Annotated in this window: 19 protein-coding genes; 7 read left to right on the top strand and 12 right to left on the bottom strand. The window is 72.7% G+C overall.

The features are described from left to right. Positions 1-92: 92 nt before the first annotated feature. The 4 genes from AOM09_RS06030 to AOM09_RS06015 form a co-directional block, all read right to left on the bottom strand. The gene (locus tag AOM09_RS06030; RefSeq protein WP_062385629.1) at positions 93-1,205 is read right to left on the bottom strand and encodes a hypothetical protein; all 1,113 of its coding nucleotides are present in this window, start codon (positions 1,203-1,205) and stop codon (positions 93-95) included. 50 nt (positions 1,206-1,255) lie between these two features. Beyond that, a complete protein-coding gene (locus AOM09_RS06025; protein ID WP_062385627.1) occupies positions 1,256-2,029 on the bottom strand; it encodes a CPBP family intramembrane glutamic endopeptidase in 774 nt (257 codons plus the stop codon). A gap of 112 nt (positions 2,030-2,141) precedes the next feature. Further along, positions 2,142-2,801, bottom strand: a complete 660-nt coding sequence (locus tag AOM09_RS06020) for a response regulator (RefSeq protein ID WP_062385625.1) — start codon at positions 2,799-2,801, stop codon at positions 2,142-2,144. Then, positions 2,798-3,955, bottom strand: coding sequence for a sensor histidine kinase (locus AOM09_RS06015; protein WP_156162259.1), 1,158 nt, complete (start codon positions 3,953-3,955; stop codon positions 2,798-2,800). Before AOM09_RS06015 ends, AOM09_RS06020 begins: the two co-directional genes overlap by 4 nt. A 61-nt stretch (positions 3,956-4,016) precedes the next feature. Between AOM09_RS06015 and AOM09_RS06010 the strand changes: the two genes are divergently transcribed. Next, complete coding sequence (locus tag AOM09_RS06010) at positions 4,017-4,748, top strand: patatin-like phospholipase family protein (protein ID WP_062385621.1); 732 nt, start codon at positions 4,017-4,019, stop codon at positions 4,746-4,748. 92 nt (positions 4,749-4,840) lie between these two features. Next, entirely contained in the window at positions 4,841-5,530 is a 690-nt protein-coding gene (locus AOM09_RS06005) for a GTP pyrophosphokinase (protein ID WP_082098886.1), read from the top strand. 38 nt (positions 5,531-5,568) lie between these two features. On the opposite strand, the gene AOM09_RS06000 is transcribed toward AOM09_RS06005, so the two are convergent. The 3 genes from AOM09_RS06000 to AOM09_RS05990 form a co-directional block, all read right to left on the bottom strand. Further along, complete coding sequence (locus AOM09_RS06000) at positions 5,569-6,288, bottom strand: phosphatase PAP2 family protein (protein ID WP_062385619.1); 720 nt, start codon at positions 6,286-6,288, stop codon at positions 5,569-5,571. A gap of 78 nt (positions 6,289-6,366) precedes the next feature. Beyond that, on the bottom strand, positions 6,367-9,108 hold the full coding sequence (locus AOM09_RS05995; protein ID WP_062385617.1) for a glycoside hydrolase family 3 protein: 2,742 nt from the start codon (positions 9,106-9,108) through the stop codon (positions 6,367-6,369). A gap of 7 nt (positions 9,109-9,115) precedes the next feature. Then, entirely contained in the window at positions 9,116-11,554 is a 2,439-nt protein-coding gene (locus tag AOM09_RS05990) for a glycoside hydrolase family 3 C-terminal domain-containing protein (RefSeq protein ID WP_062385615.1), read from the bottom strand. Between the two features lie 117 nt (positions 11,555-11,671). Here AOM09_RS05990 and AOM09_RS05985 point away from each other — a divergent pair, with 117 nt between their 5' ends. Next, positions 11,672-12,265 (top strand): TetR/AcrR family transcriptional regulator, encoded by a 594-nt coding sequence (locus AOM09_RS05985; protein WP_062385613.1) that lies wholly within the window; start codon positions 11,672-11,674, stop codon positions 12,263-12,265. Positions 12,266-12,276: 11 nt separating this feature from the next. Here the strand turns inward: AOM09_RS05985 and AOM09_RS05980 are convergent, their stop codons facing one another. The 5 genes from AOM09_RS05980 to AOM09_RS05960 all read right to left on the bottom strand — a co-directional run bounded on the left by AOM09_RS05980 (position 12,277) and on the right by AOM09_RS05960 (position 16,747). Continuing rightward, entirely contained in the window at positions 12,277-12,726 is a 450-nt protein-coding gene (locus AOM09_RS05980) for a hypothetical protein (protein ID WP_062385612.1), read from the bottom strand. Between the two features lie 105 nt (positions 12,727-12,831). Continuing rightward, positions 12,832-13,293, bottom strand: coding sequence for a hypothetical protein (locus AOM09_RS05975; protein WP_062385609.1), 462 nt, complete (start codon positions 13,291-13,293; stop codon positions 12,832-12,834). Positions 13,294-13,394: 101 nt separating this feature from the next. Then, entirely contained in the window at positions 13,395-14,291 is an 897-nt protein-coding gene (locus AOM09_RS05970) for an EamA family transporter (protein ID WP_062385607.1), read from the bottom strand. 61 nt (positions 14,292-14,352) lie between these two features. Further along, on the bottom strand, positions 14,353-15,630 hold the full coding sequence (locus tag AOM09_RS05965) for a S1C family serine protease (RefSeq protein WP_062385604.1): 1,278 nt from the start codon (positions 15,628-15,630) through the stop codon (positions 14,353-14,355). 97 nt (positions 15,631-15,727) lie between these two features. Next, entirely contained in the window at positions 15,728-16,747 is a 1,020-nt protein-coding gene (locus tag AOM09_RS05960) for a LacI family DNA-binding transcriptional regulator (protein WP_062385601.1), read from the bottom strand. 244 nt (positions 16,748-16,991) lie between these two features. On the opposite strand from AOM09_RS05960, the gene AOM09_RS05955 reads away from it, so the two are divergent. Genes AOM09_RS05955 through rhaS form a run of 4 tightly spaced genes read left to right on the top strand, consistent with a single transcriptional unit; the run spans position 16,992 to position 21,732 of the window. Next, positions 16,992-18,518: a sugar ABC transporter ATP-binding protein gene (locus AOM09_RS05955; RefSeq protein ID WP_062385599.1), complete on the top strand. Its 1,527-nt coding sequence runs from the start codon at positions 16,992-16,994 to the stop codon at positions 18,516-18,518. Next, positions 18,518-19,555: an ABC transporter permease gene (locus AOM09_RS05950; RefSeq protein WP_156162278.1), complete on the top strand. Its 1,038-nt coding sequence runs from the start codon at positions 18,518-18,520 to the stop codon at positions 19,553-19,555. The genes AOM09_RS05955 and AOM09_RS05950 overlap by 1 nt, the downstream gene beginning before the upstream one ends. Further along, the gene (locus AOM09_RS05945) at positions 19,548-20,633 is read left to right on the top strand and encodes an ABC transporter permease (protein WP_062385595.1); all 1,086 of its coding nucleotides are present in this window, start codon (positions 19,548-19,550) and stop codon (positions 20,631-20,633) included. The genes AOM09_RS05950 and AOM09_RS05945 overlap by 8 nt, the downstream gene beginning before the upstream one ends. A 34-nt stretch (positions 20,634-20,667) precedes the next feature. Beyond that, positions 20,668-21,732, top strand: coding sequence for a rhamnose ABC transporter substrate-binding protein (gene rhaS, locus AOM09_RS05940; protein ID WP_062385592.1), 1,065 nt, complete (start codon positions 20,668-20,670; stop codon positions 21,730-21,732). Positions 21,733-21,909 lie beyond the last annotated feature (177 nt).

The following is a 21,909-nucleotide window of genomic DNA, read 5'->3' as shown; positions in this document are numbered from 1 at the left end:
GTACCTGGGCCGACCCGCGCCCGGATGCGCGGCCGCGCGCACGGGCGCCCGCGGGGTCTCCCTCCCCCGCGGGCGCCTCGAGATCGGTCGGCTCAGGCCTTCACGCGACGCACCGCCAACAGCCCCGCGCCCAGCAGGATCGCGCCGATCCCAGCGCCGCCGAGCGCGAGCGTCGATCCGTCCACGCCGGTGAAGGACAGCGACTCGATCGGGGTGACCGCGTGCGGAGCACCGGAGTCGGCGGCCGCGGAGGTCAGCACCGGCTCGGCGTCGGTGACGACGGCGCCGGCATCGCCGGTGACGCTCTCGGAGGTCACGATCGGCGCGTCCGTCGCGACGGCGTCGGCGTCGACCGCGATCGGCGTCGGCGTGCCCTGCACCAGCGGCGTCGGCTCGGGCCGCAGCGACGGCACCGCATCGTTCGTGATCACGGTCTGCGGCACGGGAGCCACCTCGACCAGGCTGGTCGCGTCGGGCATCGCCTGCGGCAGCACCGGCGGCACCGCCACCGTCACCGTCTCCTGCACCGGGAGCGGCTCGGGCGTGCCCTGCACCAGCGGCGTGGGGTCGACCACCGCCGCCGGCGACTCCTCGGTCACCGTGTCCTCCGCGACCGTGCGAGGCCGGGTGTCGGGCTCGAGCTGGCGCACGGGCTCCGGGGCGAGCACCACACCCGCGGCGCGCAGGATCGCGATCGCCGACTGCACGCCGACCGCGGTCCCGCCGAACGACACGGTGAGATCGCCGCGCGCCACAGCCGCCTCGACCAGGTGCGTCGCGGTGGCGAGGCCCACCGCCGTCCCACCGAACGAGACGGTCTGCGGAGCATCGACGGTGGGCACCGCCTGCGGGAGCACCGGCGGCACCGCCTCGGTCACCGTCTCCGGCACCGCCACCGGCTCGGGCGTGCCCTGCGCCTCGGCCATCGGGGTGGTCGGCACCACCGCATCGGGATCGAAGTTGATGAGCTCAGGGTTGATCTGGTGCACGGCCTCGGGGACGGTGATCGCCTCCGCGGCAGAGCAGAGCTCGGGGTGCGGGCCGCTGGTGAGAAGCGCGCTCGGCTGGCCCTTGACGTGATCGCAACCGGCGATGGGTCCGGAGGGCGCCGCGAAGGCCGCGTTCGGGATGAGGACCGCGCCAGCGGCGAGCCCGAGGGTGGCGATGCCGGGGACGATCCTGGCGGCGAGGGTGGACGAGGACATGGTGATGCTCCTTCAGCGAGGTGGGGTGGGTGGTCGGCGATCCGACCGGATCAGATGAGCGCGGCGGGGAGGACCATCGCGACCGAGAACATGGCCCAGTCGTTGACGATGTGCGCCCCGGTGGAGACCCAGATGTTGCGGGTCACCACGTACGCCAGAGTGAGGAAGAGGCGGGCCACGGCGATGTACGCGAGGCACTGGAGGACGTTCCAGCCGTAGGTCGGCAGGTGCAGCAGCCCGAACACCACGGCGGTGGCGACCCAGGCGATCGCGAGGGCCGCGGTGCGCGACCAGCCGAACCGCCGCACCAGCACGGACAGCAGCGCGAGCAGCGGCAGGATGGTGATGAGCTCCTCCCCCAGCAGCTGGGGGATGGTCGCGGCGAGGAAGTTGAGGCGCTCCGGTCCGGTGGCCTCGGCGAGCGTGCCGGCCGCCGGGTTCGCGGCTCCGCCGATGACCCCGTTGAGCGTGACCGCGATGGCGACGCTCACGCTGATGTTGAGCACCCCGAAGCCGATCATCTGGGCGACCTGGCGGATCCGGACCGTGCGGAACAGCGCCGTCCAGCCCCGCGGCGCCGCCCACGCGAGCGCGACGAGCGGGATGAGCGCGAACAGGATCGAGTGGACCCACATCTCGAGCTCGCCGCCCACCGGGATCGGCAGCAGCGTGAGCTGGCCGTAGGCCACCGCGCACGCCGCGATCACCACGAGCCAGCGGCCGCCGGTGATCGCGAAGGGGCCTGCGTAGAACGGCAGATCCGGCTTCGACGGCGCGGATGCGCGCCCGTCCTGGAGCGGTGAGGTGGGGACCTGGGTGCTCATGTCATCTCCTTGTGCGTCGATGACTTCAGCCTTGTGGAAGGCCCCTCGGCGCACATCGTCCCCGCGCAGTCATCTCCGACTACCACGGGCGCGGTACGCGCCTCGCGCTATCTCATGTGCCCGCGAGTCCCGCCTGGTAGGCGGCCACCACGAGCTGCGCCCGGTCGCGCGCGCCGATCTTGGTCATGGCGCGGTTCACGTGGGTCTTCGCCGTGAGCGGCGACAGGAACAGCTTCTTCGCGATGTCATCGTTGCTGAGGCCCTGCGCCACGAGCAGCACCACCTCGCGCTCGCGCTCGGTGAGGTAGCGGAACAGGTCGCCCTCGACCGAGGGCTGCGCGCGGTCCGCCGCGACGTGCGCGATGACGGCGCGGGTCGCGGCCGCCGAGAGCAGCTCCTCACCCGCCGCGATGGTCCGGATGGCGCCGAGCAGCTCGGCCGGTCGCACGCTCTTGCCGAGGAAGCCGCTCGCGCCGCCGCGCAGCGCGCGCAGCACGTAGCCGTCCTCCTCGAACGTGGTGAGGACCACGATGCGCACGTCCGCGAGCGCGGGGTCCGCGGCGATCCGCTCGGTCGCCTCGAGCCCGTCCACTCCCGGCATGCGGATGTCCATGAGCACCACGTCGGGGCGCAGCTCGCTCACGAGCCGCACCGCCTCGGCGCCGTCCGACGCCTCCCCGACCACCTCGATGTCGTCGACGGTCCCGATGATCGCGACGAAGCCGCCGCGGATCAGCTCCTGGTCGTCGACCACCACCACGCGAATCGTCATGCGCCGTTCCTCCTTCGTGCCGGCAGCGTCGCGTGCACCACGAACTCGCCGCCCTCGATCCCCGTGCTGACCTCGCCGCCGGCGGCGGCGGCACGCTCGCGCATCCCGAGCAGCCCGAACCCCGAGCCCTGCGCCGCGGTGTCGCCGACCGCGTTGCGCACCTCGACCTCGACGGCCGAGGCGCCCGCGGACACCGCCACGCGAGCCGCGCCGGTGCCGTACCGGCGTGCGTTGGACAGCGCCTCCTGGACGATGCGGTAGGCCGCCTGGTCGCCGGCGTCCGGCAGGTTCGGCAGCCCGGGCACCATGTCGAGCTCGACCTCGAGGCCCGCGTCGCGCGCCTGGGCGACGAGCTCCGCGAGCGCTGCGACGCCCACCGACGGACCCGAGTCGTCGTCGCCCTCCTGGCGCAGCACCCTCAGCATCACGGGCAGCTCCTCGAGCACGCGCGCGCCCGCCTCCTGGACCCGCTCGAGCGCTTCCGCGGCCCGCGCGGGGCTCGACTCGAGCAGCGCCTCCGCCACCCCCGCCTGGACGTTCATCACGGCGACGTGATGGCCCACCGCATCGTGAAGCTCGCGCGCGATGCGGATGCGCTCCTCGGCGACGCGCCCGCGCGCGAGCGCCTCGCGCGTCTCCTCCGCCTGCCGTGCACGCGCGCGTTCCTGGGCGACCGAGCGCCGGTAGAGGCTCATCGCGATGCCGACGGCGGTCACCAGCGCCATCCAGATCTCGGCGGAAACCACCACCGGGTCGTCCCCGGCGCGCTCCGGACCGATCGCCAGCACCGCCCCCACCCCGACCGCCGCGAGCGCCCCGATCGCGACGCCGATCGGGATCTGCGGGGCCCGCGACACCGCGGTGTAGAGAGCCACGACGAACGGCACCAAGGCGATGGACGCCTCGCCGGCCGCCACCGTCGCGCCCAGGAACGTCACCGCCGCGACGAGCAGCACCACCACCGGCGCGGCGCGGCGCCACGCGAGCGCCGCCGCGGCTCCCAGGCCCGCCAGGAGGTCGGGCTCGGCGAGCCCGCCGAGCCCGCCGTCGGACAGCCCGATCGCCACGATCGCCACCGCGACCACGCCCGCGCCCACCGCGTCGCGGCCACGCTCCGTCACCGGTCGAGGCACGCGGCTCCAGACGGACGTCATGCCCGCCAACCTAGCGCGCCGGCGCCCTGGCCCAGGGTCTCACCGCGCCTAGAGTGGGACCGTGATCGACCTGCGCCACGCGCCCGCGCTGGGGCTGAGCCTGGGCGGCGGCGGCACGCTCGGCGGCGCGCACGTCGGGGTGCTGCAGGTGATGCATGAGCGGGGCATCGTTCCCGACGTCGTCGTGGGCACCTCCGCGGGCGCGCTCGTGGGCGCGGCGTACGCGATGAGCATCGACCCCTACCGGCTCGAGGAGCTGCTGCTCGACGTGCGCTGGACCGATGTGGCGACCGTCCCCCGGCGCCCCGGGATGGGCCTGCTGGACGCCGAGGCGCTGCGCGCGTCGGTGACCGAGCTCATCGGCGGCGACGTGCTCATCGAGGACATGCCCATGCGCTTCGCCGCCGTCGCCACCGATCTGATCTCGCGCGACGTCGCGATCATCGACCGCGGCTCGCTCATCGACGCGCTGCGCGCCTCGATCTCGGTGCCGGGGATCTTCCGGCCGGTCACGCTCGGCGGGCGCCGCCTCGCCGACGGCGGGCTCAAGAACAACCTCCCGATCCAGGCAGCGCTGGACCTCGGCGCGACCCCGGTCATCGGTGTGCGCGTCGCCCCCGAGTGGGACGTCCCCGGGTTCTCGAGCTCCGCGGAGCTGCGCGCGCTCGAGATCCGGCCCGACGTGCTGGTCCTCTCCCCCGTGCTGCGGGGCCGGACGTGGTGGCAGACCAAGGGGCTCGGGAGCGTGGTCGCGGCCGGGCGCGCGGCGGCGGAGGCGGCGCTGCCGCGCTGAGCGACGCGAGCGCGCCGGGAACCCCCGACGCCCCGCGCACGTCAGGACTGTGGAGGGGCGCCCGCGCCCCGCGGAGCAACGGCAGGAGAACGATGACGGAGTCGACGGCGCTGGAGACCATCGCGCAGGCAGGAGGCGAGGTCACGGCCCCGTTCTCCCCGGACCAGGTCCGCGCGCTGCGGCACGAGATCCAGCGGTTCCTCCTCCAGTACGAGTTCGGCCTGCGCGAGATCGAGACCAAGCTGTCGATCCTGCGCGACGAGTTCCTCGAGCTGCAGGACTACAACCCGATCGAGCACATCTCGAGCCGCGTCAAGTCCCCGGAGAGCCTGCTCGACAAGGTTGCGCGCAAGGGCATCGGCCGCGACCTCGACACCATCCGCACGCACATCACCGACATCGCGGGGATCCGCGTGACGTGCAGCTTCGTCTCGGACGTCTACCGGCTGTTCGACCTGCTCACGCGGCAGGACGACGTCACGGTGCGCACCGTCAAGGACTACATCGCCGACCCCAAGCCCAACGGCTACCAGAGCCTTCACGCCGTGGTCGACATCCCCGTGTTCCTGTCCTCGGGCGCGGTCACCGTGCCGGTCGAGGTCCAGTTCCGCACGGTCGCGATGGACTTCTGGGCGAGCCTCGAGCACAAGATCCACTACAAGTACCGCGCCGCGGTCCCCGCCGGCCTCACGGACGAGCTCCGCGAGGCGGCCGCGACGGCCGCGGAGCTCGACGCGCGCATGGCGCGCCTGCACCGCGAGCTCCACGGCACGTCCGGCTGACGGGCGCTACCGCCCCAGGAACGCCGCGACCGCGTGGGTCACGCCGTCACCTCCTGCGGCGCGACGGTGGCGTCGGCGGCGCGGCGGCGCACCGGCCGCCCGCGGTCCCGGTCGAGCAGGCGCGCGAACGCCCACCATACGAGCGCGGCGAATGCCGCCCCGCCCAGCACCCCGGCCACCGTGTCGGTGAGCCAGTGCGCGTTGACGAGCGTGCGCTGCCAGATCATGCCGACGCTCAGGAGCGCCGCGACGCCCCACCACCAGCGCCGGTACGCGAGCGGCAGGAGCGCGGCGACCGCGACCACGAACGCGCCCATGGTGACCGAGTGGCCCGAGGGGAACGAGCCGTGATCCGTGTGGAACAGCGGGCCGTAGAGCCCGGCGGCCTCGTCCGCCGCGGGGCGCTCGCGATCGACCAGGTGCTTGACTACCTGGGAGACCAGGATGTTCGCCCCCATCATCACGGCGAGCCAGAACAGCGCGCTGCGCCAGCGCCGGACCACCAGCAGCGCGACGGGGACCAGCACCAGGTGGACCAGGAAGCCCGGGCCCTCGCCGAAGTGCTGGAAGAACATGGGCAGCGGACCCTGGACGTCGGCGACGTCGGAGGCGCCGACCAGGGCGCGCCACGCATCGTCCACCCCCTGGGAGAAGGCGGCGGGCACGGTCGCGGCCATCGCCGCGACCACGAGGGCGAAGAGTCCGAGGCCTCCCGCACCGAGCAGCAGCGCGAGGCGGGGACGGGTGGGTGTCGTCATTGACATTCCTTCGGTGGGGAGCGAACGGCGGGACGATGCGCGGCTTGCGGCGCGCATCGTCCCGCCGAGGGGTTGCGGTTAGGAGGCGTCCATCGCCGTGGACCTGGCGACGGTGGCGAGGATGGTGCGGACACGGTCGCGGAGATCCGCGCCCAGGCCCACCGGGTCGGCGTCCACGGCCTTCTTGAGCGTGCCCTCGCTCGCGGTCGGCAGCACGGCGAGCATCCAGTCGTTGCCCGCGCGGGCGGCGTCCTCGGGGTTCATCCAGCCGCCGAGCACGGCGTCGGTGGTGACGAAGCCGTCGAAGCCCCACTCGTCACGGAGCACGCCCTGAAGCAGATCGGCGTTGCCGCCCGCCCAGCTGCCGCCGATGTTGATGAACGAGCTCATCGCACCGGACGGGTCCGCGTCCTTGGCGGCGATCTCGAAGGGCTCGAGGTAGAGCTCGCGCAGCGCCTGCTCGGACGCGAACACGTTGATGCCGGTGCGCGCGTTGACCTCCTGGTCGTTGAGCACGAAGTGCTTGATGGTGGTCAGCACGCCGTTGTCCTCGGAGCCGGAGACCATCGCGGCGGCCATCTTGCCCGTGAGCAGCGGGTCCTCCGAGAAGTACTCGAAGTCGCGGCCGCCCATGGCGGTGCGGTGGAGGTTCATGCCCGGCGCGTACCAGACGTCGACGCCGTAGGCCTTGGCCTCGGCCGCGACGGACTCGCCGAGCGCGTACGCGAGCGCGTCGTTCCACGTCGCGCCCACGACCGCCTCGTTCGGGTACGCCGCGGAGTCGAGCGGCGAGAACAGCGAGTTGAGGCCCGCGGGGCTGTCGAGCAGCGTGATCGACGGGATGCCCAGGCGGTCGATCGCGAGGGATGAGTAGGCACCCTGCGAGAACAGCGCGATCTGCTCGTCGAGCGTGAGCTGGTCGAGGAACGCGTCCCACTGCGGGTCGTCGAGGTCGATGCCCACCATGTCGGACAGCTGCAGGCCGTTGTCGGCGCCGTAGGTCGGCGCCTCGCCCTCGGCCGGCTCGTACGTCGGGTCCATGAGCGCGAGGACCTCGTCCGACGCGGTCTCGGTGCCGTCGGGAGCGGTCGGATACGTGCCCTCCCAGTCGGCGCGCGACAGGAACGTGAGGTCGCCCTCGACGTAGTCGAATCGGCTCTCGTAGGCGGTGCCCGTGTCGGGGTCGGCGTCGATCACGACGTCGTCGGCGACGCTGACCGTGGACGAGGCGACGGCCGTGTGCACGTCCGTGCGCGCCGAGATCGCGTAGTCGCCCGCCTCGAGGAGGTAGCGGCCGCCCGCCGTGTCCCACGAGGCCATGTCCTCGATCGCGAACTCGACGGTGACGGTCTCGGACGCGCCGGGCGCGAGCTCCGAGGTCTTGGCGTAGCCCGCGAGCTCGATCGAGGACTTCTCGATGGCACCCGTGTACGGCGCCGAGAAGTACACCTCGACCACGTCCTTGCCCGCGACGTCGCCGTCGTTGGTGACGGTCACGTCGACGCTGATCGCGTTGTCGGAGACCACGGCCTCCGCGACGTCCCACGAGAAGTCCGTGTAGCTGAGGCCGTAGCCGAACGGGAACTGCACCGTGTCGAGGTAGCCGTCCTCATCGCCCTCGAAGCGCGTCTCGTAGTAGCGGTAGCCGACGTAGATGCCCTCCTCGTAGTCGAGGAACGATCGCTTCACGTTCGTGTAGTCGTGGTCGCCGAGGTTCTCGGCGCCCGGCGCCGTGCTCACGTCGTAGGCGTACGTGTCGACGAGGCGGCCCGAGGGGTTCACCTCACCGGTCAGCACCTTCGCGAGCGACGTCGCGCCCTGGGGTCCGGGGGTCCCGATCCACAGCGCCGCGTCGATCTCCGGGTACTCGTCCAGGAAGCCGAGCTCCATCTGGTTGCCCGAGTTCACCACCACGATGACGTGGTCCTGCACCGCGGTGACCTTGTCCAGCAGCGCGCGCTGCTCGGCGGACAGCTGCAGGTCCTCCTGCGTGAGGTCGGAGGCTTCGGTGCCCGAGGCGCCCACGACCACGATGGCCGTGTCGGAGAAGGCCTGCGCCTGCGCCAGGACGTCGTCCGTGAGGTAGTCGGGGGCGGGCTCGCCCTCGTCCCCACCCAGGAACGTGCTCGCCATCTGCGCCACGAAGTTGCCCGAGGCCGCCTCGTGCTTGGCGCCGGCGTCGCGCGTCGCCGCGTCGAGGTCGGTGTTGTAGTCGACGCCCTGGGCTTCGAGCGCCTCGAACAGGGTGGGCGTCTCGGAGCCGCTCGCGCCGCCGGAGCCGCTGCCGCCGAGGATGAGGTTGTACGCGGCGAACGAGAAGACGTTGACGCCGCCGTCCAGCGGCAGCAGGTCCGCATCGTTCTTCAGCAGGACGATGCCCTCGTCGGAGATGCTCTCCGCGACGCCGGCCGCCGCCTCGCGCGCGGCGACCGCCTCGGGGGTCTCGTCCGTGAACGTCAGGGACGCGATGGTGGAGATGTCGCCCACGTACGGCGCAGCGAGCGCGCCGAGGCCGATGACCGCCGCACCCGTGACGCCCCAGCCGATCGCGCGCCGGGGACGGTGCTTGACCTTGCGGTAGACGCGCTCGCGACGCTTGAGCTCGCGACGCTGCGCGCGGTTGAGCGTGGGGCGGACCTCGGCGCGCTCGGCCTTCGCCGCGGCCTGGGCCGCGCGCGCCGCCGTCTTGTCGGCGGCCTTGGCGGCGGTGCGCTCGTCGGGCGTCATCGCCTCGAGCTCGGCCTTGCGCGCCTGGCGTGCCGCACGCTCGTCCTTGACGCGCGCGACGGCCTCCTGCTTGATCTCTTTACGAGTAGCCATGTCTTCCTCAGTTCTTCCTTGCGACACGCTCGCTCCTTCGCCGAGCGCGCCAGGCGCCTCCCACGCGGCCGAGGCCACGCCAGAAGCGACGGTTGACCATGAGCAGCAGGCCGTCGAGCATCGCGTCGTCGACCCTCCCGCCGCTCATCCGCGCGACCGACCGGAACGGCAGGTCGAGCGCAAATCTCGTGTTGTTCGCCGCGAGCGGCTTGCCGAGCGCCATGAGGACGGCACCCGTGGCGTCGATGAGCCGGTAGAGGAGCCCGCCGAAGCCGCCCCGTCCCTGGCACTGCGCGATGATGTCGGCGCGCGTGAGCGCGCGGTCGCGGTCCCACGCGGCGGGCGGCAGCGGCCGGCCGAGCAGGGCCTCGAACTCCGCCGGGCCCACCTCGGCGACGCGGCCGCTCGCGTACGTGGGCAGGTGTGCCGCCAGCGTCACGGCGGACGGCTCCGCGTCGACCGTGACGGCGCCTCGCAGCCGGATGTCGCGGGACGATGCGCCCACGAGGACGCCGTACGCGCCGCCGACGGTGCGCCACCGGTGCGCGGCCGCGTCGTAGACGTCGAACGCGTGCTCGGCGTAGGGGATCTCGAGCGTGGCGCTCTCCCCCGGCGCGAGCGCGACCTTGGCGAATCCGCGCAGCTCGCGAGGCGCGCGGAACTCGCCCTCCGCGGCGCCCGGCGCCTCGACGTAGAGCTGGACCGTCTCGACCCCGGCGCGCATGCCGGTGTTGGTCACGGTGACACGGGCCGACGTGGCGCCGGCCTCGAGAGCCGTGTAGGCGAAGTCCGTGTACGCGAGGCCATGGCCGAACGGGAAGCGCACGGGCAGCCCGACCTTGTCGGCGTAGCGGTAGCCCAGGTAGATGCTCTCGCGGTGCTCCGAGCTCGCCTCGGTGCGCCCGAAGGACGCGTGCGAGGGCACGTCGGCGTACGTCACCGGGTAGGTCTCCGCGAGGCGTCCCGCGGGATTCGCGCGGCCCGTGAGGACGTCGGCGATCGCACGCCCTCCGCCCTGACCGGCGAGGTAGCCGTGCAGGATCGCGTCCACGTCCTCCGCGAACGGCAGCTCGACCGGCGCGCCGCCGGCGAGCACCACCACCACGGTCTTGCCCAGACGCGTCACCGCGCGGGCGAGCGCGAGCTGGTTCTCCGCAAGGCGCATGTGCGCGCGGTCGACGCCCTCGGCCTCCGCCGACTCGTCGAGGCCCAGGAACAGCAGCACCGTGTCGGCGCGCGCGGCGAGCGCGAGCGCGCGATCGTGGAGGCGGCGCGAGGGCCGGTCCCGCCGCGCGAAGCCGCGCTCGTAGCCGACGATGTCGAGGCCCGTCGCGCGGAGCGCCTCGAGCGGGACGTCCACGCGGGTGGGGTTGACCAGCGAGCTGCCCGCGCCCTGGAAGCGCGGGGTCGCCGCGAAGTCGCCGAGCACGGCGACGCGACCCGCATCGGGCCCGAGCGGGAGGGCCGCGTGCTCGTTGCGCAGCAGGACCAGCGACCGCGTCGCCGCCTCGACGGCGAGCTCGTGGTGGGCGTCGTGATCGGCCGCCGGCGCATCGTCCTCCCGCACCGCGGCGGTGCGCTCGACGAGAGCGAGCAGCTCGTCGACGCGGGAGTCGAGGACGGCCTCGTCGAGGACGCCGGACTCGACCGCGCGGACGATCTCGAGGTCGGTGACGCCGTCGGTCGACGGCATCTCGAGCGCGTTGCCGGCGATCAGGCCCGCGACCCGGTCGTTGTTGCCGCCCCAGTCGGTCACCACCAGGCCGTCGAAGCCCCAGTCGCGGCGCAGCGTGGCATCGAGCAGCTCGCGGTGCTCGTTCGCATAGGTCCCGTTGACCTTGTTGTAGGAGCTCATGACGGTCCACGGGCGGCCGTCGCGGAGGGCGATGCGGAAGCCCTCGAGGTAGAGCTCGTGGAGCGCGCGCTCGTCGACGACCTCGTCGATCGACATGCGGTGCGTCTCCTGGCTGTTGACCGCGAAGTGCTTGGCGCACGCCGCGACCCCGCGGGACTGGATGCCGCGGATGAGCGCGGCGGCGAGGGTGCCCGACAGCAGCGGGTCCTCGGAGAGGTACTCGAAGCTGCGGCCCGCGAGCGGGTTGCGCTTGATGTTGAGGCCCGGGCCCAGGAGGACGCTCACGCGCTCCGCCGCGGCCTCGGCGCCCAGCGCCTCCCCCACGCGCTCGAGCAGGGCGGGGTCCCAGCTGTTCGCGAGGGTCGCGGCGGGCGGGAAGCACGTCGCGGGGAGCGAGGCGTTGAGTCCGAGGTGGTCCGCCGCACCGCCCTGCTTGCGCAGGCCGTGCGGGCCGTCCGTGAGCATGATGCCGGGCACGCCGAGGCGCTCCAGCGGCTTCGTGTTCCAGAAGTTCGCGCCGGACATGAGCGACGCCTTCTCGGCGAGGGTCATCTCGCTCCGCAAGCGTCGTCGGTTGTCGGTAGTGGTCATGCGTCATTACCCTTGGTCAAGTTCCACCGAGTGGTGGATGTCCGAGGAGACGATAGCAAGTTCCACCACGTGGTGGAAATCTGCGCCGACGACCGGCCCGAGACGAGGAGGTTCGCGATGCCCGACGGCTACGCCACCGGCCGCGCGACCAAGCAGTCGATCGTGGAGAACGCCGCGGCGGCATTCGCCCAGAAGGGCTTCTACGGCACGTCGCTGCGCTCGATCGCGCGCGAGGCGGGCGTCGACCACTCGACGCTGCTCCACCACTTCGGCAACAAGACCGCGCTGCTGCTCGCCGTGATCGAATGGCACGACACCCAGGGCATGCCCGCGGACCTTCCCTCCGAGATCACGCCGGAGTACGTCGCCGAGGGCTTCCGCCGGACCGCCGAGCGCAACCGCGAGACGCCGGGCCTCATCCAGCTGCTCACGGTGCTCATGGCCGAGGCGGGCGCGGAGGACCACCCGGCCCGGGCGACGCTCCAGCAGCGGCACGCGATGGTCACCACGGTGATGGCGTGGATGATCCGTCAGCGGCGCGCGGCGGACGACGCGCTCGTCGACCACCTCGGCCCCGAGGATCGCGCGGCGGTCATCGTCGCCACGTGGGACGGGCTGCAGATGTACGACGCGCTCCACCCGGGTCAGCTCGACGTGCCCGACCTGGTCGGGCGCATGCTACGCGAGGCGTTCGGGGTGTCGGAGGGCTGACGAGCCCGGGCTCAGCTCGAGAGCTCGCGCACCACCTCGCCCATGCCCTCCAGCGCGGCGAGATGGTCGGGGTCCGTGGTCGCCACGAGGAACCCGTCGCCCTTGACGATCGCCGCGGTCGCATCCGCGGCCTCGACGTTGGCAAGGTCCGACTCGAGCGCGTCGCCCGACGAGTAGACCGACAGCGAGCTCTCCGGCAGGCCGTCGCCGTCGACGTCGCATGTGTACGCCCAGCCGGCGAGGACGCCCTCGCCGGCGACCTTGCCGCCCGCCCAGGTCTCGCAGCCGGTCGCGGTGCGGACCGAGTCGACGATGCCGGAGACGTCGGGCACCGACTCCTCCGTGGCGGCGGCCGCCGCGCCGGCGCTCGCCTCGTCATCGGGGTCCGAGCTGCACGCCGCGAGGAGCGTGCCGGCGACGGCGACGACCAGCGCCACCCGCGTTCCGTGGTTGATGCGCATCTCACGTCCTCCCGACGGGGCTCGACGGCGGCCCACCTCATCCATTGGACGCCCTGAGCGCGCGATGCGCGAGAGGAACCGGCCCCGGACGCGCCGCGGCAGCCGCTACTCGGCGGCGGGCAGCTCGCGGACCGTCTCGGCGCCCAGGTTCGCGACGCTCGCGAGGTGGCTCGCGTCCGTGGTGGTGACCAGGTAGCCCTCGCCGCGCAGGATCGCGGTGTCGGCGGTCGCCGCCTCGCGGTTGGCGAGGTCGCTCTCGAGCGCATCGGCGGTCTCGTAGATCGCGACGGTGGTCTCGACCACGCCGTCACCCTCGACGTCGCACGTGAACTCCCAGCCCGCGAGCACGCCTTCGCCCGCGACGCGACCGCCGGCCCACGAGCCGCCGAAGGTGTCGCACCCGGTCGCGGTGTTCACCTGCTCGGCGATGGCGGCGACGTCGGGCGCCGCCGAGGCGGCGCTCGCGCTGGGGCTCGCGTCGGTGTCCGCGTCCGAGCTGCACGCCGCGAGGAGCATCCCCGCGGTGGTGGCGAGGAGCGCGGCCTTGACGCCGTTGTTGATGCGCATGGGCATCCCTTCTGTCAGGGGGACCGAATGGGGAACCGCATCATCGTAGACCGCTTTACAACGTTGTATCGACCGCTTCGCCACCGTGGCCCGGCGCGCGCTCAGCTCGGCGAGGGCGGCATCGCGACCTCGCCCTCGGGACCGGCGTCGCGATGCACCGGTGCCGTGCGCACCGCTCCCACGCCGGCGAGCGTGACGAGCACGATGCCGAGCGCCACCGTCCACGTGAGCGCCTGCCCGAGCACCACGAGCCCCGTGAGCGCCGCCACCGCCGGCGCGAGCGCCATGAGCACCGCGAAGGTCTCCGCGCGCAGCCGGCGCAGCGCGGCGAGCTCGATCGCGTACGGGATCGCGGAGGACAGCACCGCGACCGCGAAGCCGAGCGCGAGCACACCCGGCGACAGCAGCACCGTCCCCACGGTCGCGAAGGCGAGCGGCACCGTGAGGACCGCACCCAGCGAGGTGGCGATCGCGATCCCTGTGAGCCCGGGCAGGGCGGCGCCCGCGGAGCGCGCCATGAGGATGTAGGCGGCCCACAGAGCGCCCGCGCCGGCCGCGAAGGCGACGCCGACCAGGTCGAGGCCGTGCGCCGTCCCGCCCAGCAGCACGACGCCCACGGCGGCCATGCCCGCCCAGAGGACGCCGCGCATCGTCCTGCTCTCGACCACGCTCAGCGTGAGCGGGCCCAGCACCTCGATGGTGACCGCGATGCCGAGCGGGATGCGCTCGAGCGCGAGGTAGAACAGCACGTTCATGACGCCGAGCGAGAGCCCGTATCCGAGCATGATCCGCCAATGGCGCAGCTCGACGTCCCGCAGGGCTCGCGCCGCGATCGCGAGCAGCACCGCCGCGGAGAAGAACAGCCGCAGCGCGACCATCCCGACCGGGCCCACGCGCGGGAACAACAGGACCGCGATCGAGGCGCCCACCTCCTGGCACGCGAGCCCGAGCAGCACGAGCAGCGGGGCCGCGGCGGCGGCCCGGGAGCGTGACGTCATGGGTCAAGCATGCCGTCGCGCGGGCCGGGGACGATGCACCGCCCCCGGCCCGCGCGCCGGGTCACACCGCGGGGCCGGAGGTGAGGGTGACCGTCGCGGTGTGCGTCGCGCCGGTCCCGTCGATCCAGGTGAGCGCGACGGCGTCGCCGGGCTCGTGGCCGGCGAGCGCCTCGGCGAGGTCGCTCGCGCCCGTGACCGCGGCGCCGTCGACGGCCGTCACCACGTCACCCGCCGCGAGCCCCGCCTCCGCCGCCGGGGTGCCGGAGTAGACCGCGCCGATGATCGCGCCCTCGGCGGACGCGGCGGTCCCGGTGCGCGTGCCGCGCAGGAGGCCCAGCTCGAGGCCGCTCGCGAGCGACACCCCCAGGAAGGCCGGGTAGCCGAGCACCACGCCGTCGGACTCGTCGCCCGCCTGGATCTGCGCGACGATCGCCAGCGCGTCCTCGATCGGGACCGCGTACGCGACGGTGTCGATGTAGCCGGTCGACCCCGCCGTGGTCATGCCGACCACCTCGCCGTCGCCGTCGAGGAGCGCGCCGCCGGAGTCGCCTGCGACCACGTCGGCGGAGAACTCGATCATGCCGTCGAGGGTCTCGCCCGCGACGCTGTACTCGGCCTGGGTGGTGACGGAGGACTCGAGCGACGTCACCGAGCCGTCCGCCGCCATGAGCACGCCCCCGCCGTCGGCGTTGCCCACCGCGGTGACCGCGTCGCCGGCCGCGACGCCGTCCTGGTCGAGCGCGACCGTGGTCAGGCCCGAGGCGCCGTCGAGCTGCAGCAGCGCCACGTCGTCCTCGGGATCGGTGCCCAGCACCGTCGCGGTGTACGTCTCCCCCGTCGCCGCGACCGTCACCGTGATCGCGGTGGAGCCCTCGACCACGTGGTTGTTCGTGAGGATGAGCCCGTCGCCCGTGAGCACCATCCCGGTGCCGGCCGCCTCGGCCCCCTGGTACGCGAGCTCGGTGTCGATGAGCACGATCCCGGTCGACTCGGCATCCGAGGCCTCGGCCGCCTCCTCCTGGGTCGAGGACGCACCGCCGGACGATGCGGCGGCGCCGTCGCCGGGCCAGGTCGCGCCGCCTCTCGGCAGCGCGGGGGCCGCGCCCGTGCCGGCGAGAGCGGGAGACGTGCCGGTCGCATCGTCCTGCACGGCGCTCACCGCGGTCACCGCCGGGTCGGCCGCGGTCACCGACGTCGCGGCGACGATGCCGCCGAGCGCGAGGACCGAGGCCCCGGCGACCAGCGCGGCGCGGCGGCCGGAGGGCCGCCACCGGTGACGCCCCCCGCCGGCCGTCACGGGGACCGCCTGCTCGGCGGGTACCAGGATCTCGTCGCTCATCGTCGTCTCCTCACGATCGTCCTTCGCCCCTCACTCCACTCCCCGGGTCGGGGAGCAGGCTGGGAGGAATCCGTGAGAATGCCGAGAGTCGCGCGGTTCAGCCGCCCGCGGAGGTCGAGGACGCCCGCACCACGAGCTCCGGCTCGTACACCACGTGCCGCGGGGCCGCATCCGCGGGCCGCGACGCCTCCTCGAGGAGCAGCTCGACGGCCGTGGCCCCGATGAGCTCGCGGGGCTGACGCACCGAGGTGATCGGCACCACCGCGGACGCCGCGAAGGAGATGTCGTCGTAGCCCACCAGCGCGACCTCGTCGGGCACGCGGACCGGGTCGGGACCGAAGAGCAGGGCCCGCTCGATGCCGATCGCCAGCAGGTCGTTCGCGGCCACGACCCCGTCGATGCCGGTCTCCCTGACCAGCACCCGCAGGGCCTCGCCGACGCGCCGGCCCTCGTCGAGCGACATCTCGTCGGTCCCGAACAGCTGGATCGTGGCGCCGCCGTGGTCGGCGACCGCCGCGGAGGCGCCCTGGAAGCGGTCCGCCACCTGGCCGATGCGGAGCGGGCCTCCCACGAACGCCAGCCTGCGCCGGCCCTGGTCGAGGAGGTGGCGCGCCGCGAGCGCACCTCCCGCGACATCGTCGACCGAGACGGACGCGAACCTCGCCTGGTCCGCACCACGGTCGACGAGCACCACCGGGATCCCGTGCTTGCGCAGCTCCTCGAGCCTCGAGTAGTCGCCGTCGACCGGCGAGATCAGCACTCCCCCGACGCGTTGCCGCTCGAACACGTCGAGATGGCTCGCCTGGCGCTCCGGCGATTCGTCCGAGTTGGCGAGGAGCACCGTGAGCCCCTCGTCGGCGGCCCGGGCCTCGGCGCCGCGGGCGACGTCGGTGAAGAACGGGTTGCCGACGTCGAGGACCAGCAGCGCGAGGCTCTGGCTGCGGCCCGCGCGCAGCTGGCGTGCGGCGGCGTTGGGGACGTAGCCGAGCGCCTCGATCGCCGCGCGCACGCGATCGACGGTCTCGGGCCGCACATGGTCGGGTCGGTTGAGCACGTTCGAGACGGTCCCCACGGAGACGCCGGCTCGCGCCGCCACCTCACGCACGCTCACCACCATGACCCGCCTCCTCCGCACCGTCGCTGGGGCCAGCATAGTGAAACCTTCCAGCCGCACCTGCGGGCGCGACGCGCATCGGCCGGAACCTGGCGTGCGGCGCGAGGGACCGAGGTCCTGACCACGGGATTCGTTACCGGTTCGTGACCTTCCCGCGTTGACGACCGCCGGGAGCCGACACTACCGTCGCAAGCGTGTGAATCGTTTCACGATGGCGTGAGGCGACACCCGAGCGAACAGGTCGACGATGACAGCTCCTCCAGCCGCCTCCCCCGCGGCACCCACGCTCGTCCTCGACGGCGTGGCCAAGTCCTTCGGTCCGGTGGTCGCGCTGCGGTCCGGCAGCCTCACCCTGGCGCCGGGCTCGGTGCACGCGTTGATCGGCGAGAACGGCGCCGGCAAGTCCACCCTGGTGAAGATCATCGCCGGGCTGTACCAGCGCGACGCGGGCTCCTTCGAGTACCTCGGCGAGCCCGTCGACTTCGCGACGACGGCCGAGTCGAAGGCCGCCGGGATCGCCGTGATCTACCAGGAGCCCACGCTCTTCCCCGATCTCAGCGTGACGGAGAACGTGTTCATGGGCCGGCAGCCGACGCTGTCGTTCGGGCGCATCGACAAGAAGGCGATGCGCGACGAGGTGGTCGCGCTGTTCGGCCAGCTGGGCGTGGACGTGGATCCGGACCGGCCCACGCGGGGCCTGTCGATCGCGGATCAGCAGCTGGTCGAGATCGCCAAGGCGATGTCCCTCGACGCGCGCGTGCTCGTCATGGACGAGCCCACCGCGGCGCTGTCGGGCGTCGAGGTCGAGCGGCTGTTCACCGTCGCACGCGCGCTGCGCGACGAGGGACGGGCCATCCTCTTCATCTCCCACCGCTTCGACGAGGTGTTCGACCTGTGCGACACCGTCACCGTGATGCGGGACGGCGAGTACATCGCGACGAGCGCGATCGCCGACACCACCGTCGACGCCCTCGTGCGCCAGATGGTCGGCCGCGACGTGACGGACCTGTTCCCCAAGGTCGTCGCGCCGGTGGGCGACGTGCTGCTCCGGGTCGAGGGCCTCACGCGCACCGGCGTATTCCACGACGTCAGCTTCGAGGTGCGCGCCGGGGAGATCGTCGCGCTCGCCGGGCTGGTGGGCGCCGGCCGCTCCGAGATCGCGCGGGCGGCGTTCGGCGTCGACCCCTACGACTCCGGGACCGTCGCCGTCGCCGGTCAGGTCCTCAAGGGCGGCGATCCGACGGCCGCGATGCGTCACGGGCTCGCGCTCATCCCGGAGGACCGCCGGCGCCAGGGCGCCGTGCTCGACTCGGGGATCGCGCGGAACATCACGCTCACCATCCGCGACCGCCTCGCGCGCCGGGGCCTCCTCACCAGCCGTGCGGAGAACGATGCGGCGCGCACCTGGGCCGCCCGCTTCGAGGTCCGCGCACCGTCGCTCGACACGCTCGCAGGCACGCTGTCAGGAGGCAACCAGCAGAAGGTGGTGCTCGCCAAGTGGCTCGCCACCGAACCGCGGGTGCTCATCGTCGACGAGCCGACGCGCGGGATCGACGTCGGCACCAAATCGGAGGTGCACCGCCTCCTGTCCGACCTCGCCGGCGAGGGCCTCGCGATCGTCATGATCTCGTCGGAGCTCCCCGAGGTGCTCGGCATGGCCGACCGCGTGCTCGTGGTCCACGAGGGCCGCATCACCGCGGAGCTCGCCCGCGACGAGGCCACGCCCGAGGCCGTCATGCACGCCGCGACCCACAGCCTGGAGGGTGCCCGATGATGCTCACGGACGCCCAGCCAGGCGGGGACCGCGCGACGGTCGGGAGCCGCGCGCTCGGCCTGCTCAAGCAGCGCGAGGTGGGCGTGCTCGCCGCCTTCGTGCTCGTCGTGGCGGCCACCACCATGAAGAACCCGAACTTCCTCTTCTCCAACGACGGCTTCCGCGACCTGCTCCTCACGCCGTCGCTGCTCATGCTGCTCGCCGTCGGGCAGGCGATGGTGATCATCACGCGCAACGTCGACCTGTCCGTCGGCTCGGTCATGGGCCTCACCGCCTACCTGATCGGCACGGTCTTCATCGACATGCCGTGGATCCCGTGGCCCCTGGTGTTCCTCATCGGCCTCGCGTTCGGAGGCCTCCTCGGGCTCGTCAACGGGCTCGTCGTCGCCTACGCGAAGGTGCCGAGCCTGGTGGTGACGCTCGGCACGCTCTACGCGTTCCGCGGCATCAACGTCATGTGGACGGGCTCCGACCGGATCAACGCCTCGGACATGCCGCGGGGCTTCCTCGACCTGGGCACCGAGGCCGTGTGGCGCATCCCCGTCATCACGATCATCGCGCTCGCGGTCCTCGCGGCCGCCGGCTGGTACATGACCACGCAACGCGGCGGACGCGAGTACTACGCCATGGGCTCCGACCCCGACGCGGCGACCCTGTACGGGCTTCAGGTGCGCAGGCGCCTCATCACCGCGTTCATCGTCTCGGGGGCGCTCGCGGGCCTCGCCGGGGTCCTGTACGCGGCGCGCTACGGCACGGTGAACTCGCAGGTGGGCGCGGGCTACGAGCTGCAGTCGGTGGGCGCCGCGGTCATCGGCGGTGTCGCGATCTTCGGCGGCAGCGGCACGGTGTTCGGCGCGGCGATCGGCGCCTTCCTGCTCATGACCATCAACCGCGCGCTCCCGGTGCTCGGGGTCCAGGACTTCTGGCAGCAGGCCGTCGTGGGCGCCCTCATCATCGGCGCGATCGTGCTCGACCGCTTCGCGGCGACGCGCCAGGAACGCAGGCTCGCGAGAGAGAGGGAGTCGGCCCGTGTCTAGCGCCACCCTGGCACCGCCCACCGAGCGGACCTACCGCGACTTCCAGCGCCCGTGGTGGAAGCGCGTCCTCCTGACGCGCGAGATGGCCGTGCTCGGCGCGCTCGTCGTGGTCATCGCGTATGCGAGCGCCACCGTCCGCAACTTCGGCGCACCCATCACCTACACGTATCTGTTCCTCGACATCGCGACGATCCTGCTCATCGCGCTTCCGATGACGCTCATCGTCATCACCGGCGAGATCGACCTCTCGGTGGCCTCCGTGGTCGGCCTGTCCTCGGTGCTCGCGGGCACCCTCCACCAGGCGGGGCTGCCGTTCGCCCTGGCCGCGCTGCTCGCGATCGTCGCGGGCGCGGTGGCCGGGGCCGTCAACGGCTTCCTCGTCACGGTGGTCGGCCTGCCCTCGCTCGCGGTCACCATCGGCACCCTCGCGCTGTTCCGCGGGCTCGCGGTTGGCATCCTCGGCACCACCGCGATCACCGACTTCCCCGAGTCCTGGCGCGACCTCGCCACCTCGAAGATCCCGGGCACCCCGCTCCCGAGCGTGGTGATCCTCATCGTGGTCCTGGCGCTCGTGTTCGCATGGCTGCTCCACCTCACGCCGTTCGGCCGTGGGATCTTCGCGATCGGGCAGTCCAAGGAGGCCGCGCACTTCTCGGGCGTGCGCGTCGAGCGGACCAAGCTCATCCTGTTCGTGCTCAGCGGGGCCGTCGCGGCCCTCGCCGGCATCTTCTACACGCTGCGCTACGGAAGCGCACGCGGCGACAACGCGACCGGCCTCGAGCTGAGCGTGGTCGCGGCCGTGCTGCTGGGCGGCGTGAGCATCTTCGGAGGCCGCGGAGCGATCCACGGACCCATCGCGGGCGCGCTGCTCATCGGCGTGATGGCGAGCGCGCTGCGGCTCGCGAGCGTGACCTCCGACGTCATCAACGTGATCACGGGCACCTTGCTGATCCTGTCCGTGGTCACGCCGAGCCTCCTCGCCTGGGGGCAGTCCCGACGGGCACGCAGGCGAGGCCGCATGAAGGGCGAGGCGTCCGCACCCGCGGACGCGGACCCACGGACAGCACCCTCGAGCTGACGCCCGAGGACCCACGACAAGGGGAGGTAGGACAATGAGGTTCTCTATCGACAAGGCGCGCGGCGGCGCGCTGGCCATGGTGGCCGCCGTCGCGCTGACGGTCGCGGGCTGCTCCTCGGACGGCTCGTCCGAGGGCTCCTCCGGCGGCTCGTCGACCGGCTCGGACGGGGGCGGGGGCGGCGACGCCAACCTCGCGATCACGTTCCTGCCCAAGAACCTGGGCAACGCCTACTTCGACACGTCGGACGCCGGCGGCGAGAAGGCGATCATGGAGTTCGGCGGCACCTACGAGGAGGTCGGCCCCGCGGAGGCGGGCCCCGACGCCCAGGTGAGCTACATCAACACCCTCACGCAGCAGGGCGTGGGCGGGATCGTGGTCTCGGCCAACGACCCGGCCGCGATCTGCGACGCGCTGAACGAGGCCCGCGACACCGGCGTCAAGGTGGTCACGTTCGACTCCGACACCAACCCGGAGTGCCGCGACCTGTTCATCAACCAGGCCACCGCCGACGGCATCGCCAAGGTCGAGGTCGACATGATCGCGGAGCAGATCGGGGACGAGGGCCAGATCGCGATCCTGTCCGCGACCGCCAACGCGACCAACCAGAACGCCTGGATCGAGATCATGAAGACGGAGCTCGCGGACTCCCACCCGAACATCGAGCTCGTCGACGTCGTGTACGGCGACGACGACGACCAGACGTCGTTCGACAAGACCGCGGCGCTGCTCCAGACCTACCCCGACCTCAAGGGGATCATCTCCCCCACGACCGTCGGCATCTCGGCCGCGGCCCGCTACCTGTCCACCTCCGACTACAAGGGCAAGGTCGCGCTGACCGGCCTGGGCACGCCCAACCAGATGCGCGAGTACGTCGAGGACGGCACCGTCACCGAGTTCGCGCTGTGGAACCCCGCCGACCTGGGCTACCTCGCCGCGTACGCCGCGAAGGCGCTCGTCGAGGGCGAGATCACCGGTGCGGAGGGCGACTCCTTCGAGGCGGGCGATCTCGGCTCGTACGACGTCGGCGCGGACGGCACGGTGCTCCTGGGCGACCCGTACCGGTTCAACGCGGACAACATCGGCGACTTCGACTTCTAGGAGCCGCCACCCCAGGGCCCGGTCCGATGCGTGCATGCACCGGGCCGGGCCCTGGGCCGTCGGCCGACTTGACCGCCGCATCGTCCACCCGCTACTTTTGAATCGTTTCAACACGCCCGCACGGCACGGTCGCCACCGACCGACGCACGCCGGGGACCGATCTCGAAGGAGAGACCC

It is taken from the genome of Demequina iriomotensis (genome assembly GCF_000971395.1).
Classification (GTDB): Bacteria; Actinomycetota; Actinomycetes; order Actinomycetales; family Demequinaceae; genus Demequina; species Demequina iriomotensis.
Note: the sequence above shows the minus strand (reverse complement) of the source record. Positions and strands in the feature narration are given on the sequence as shown.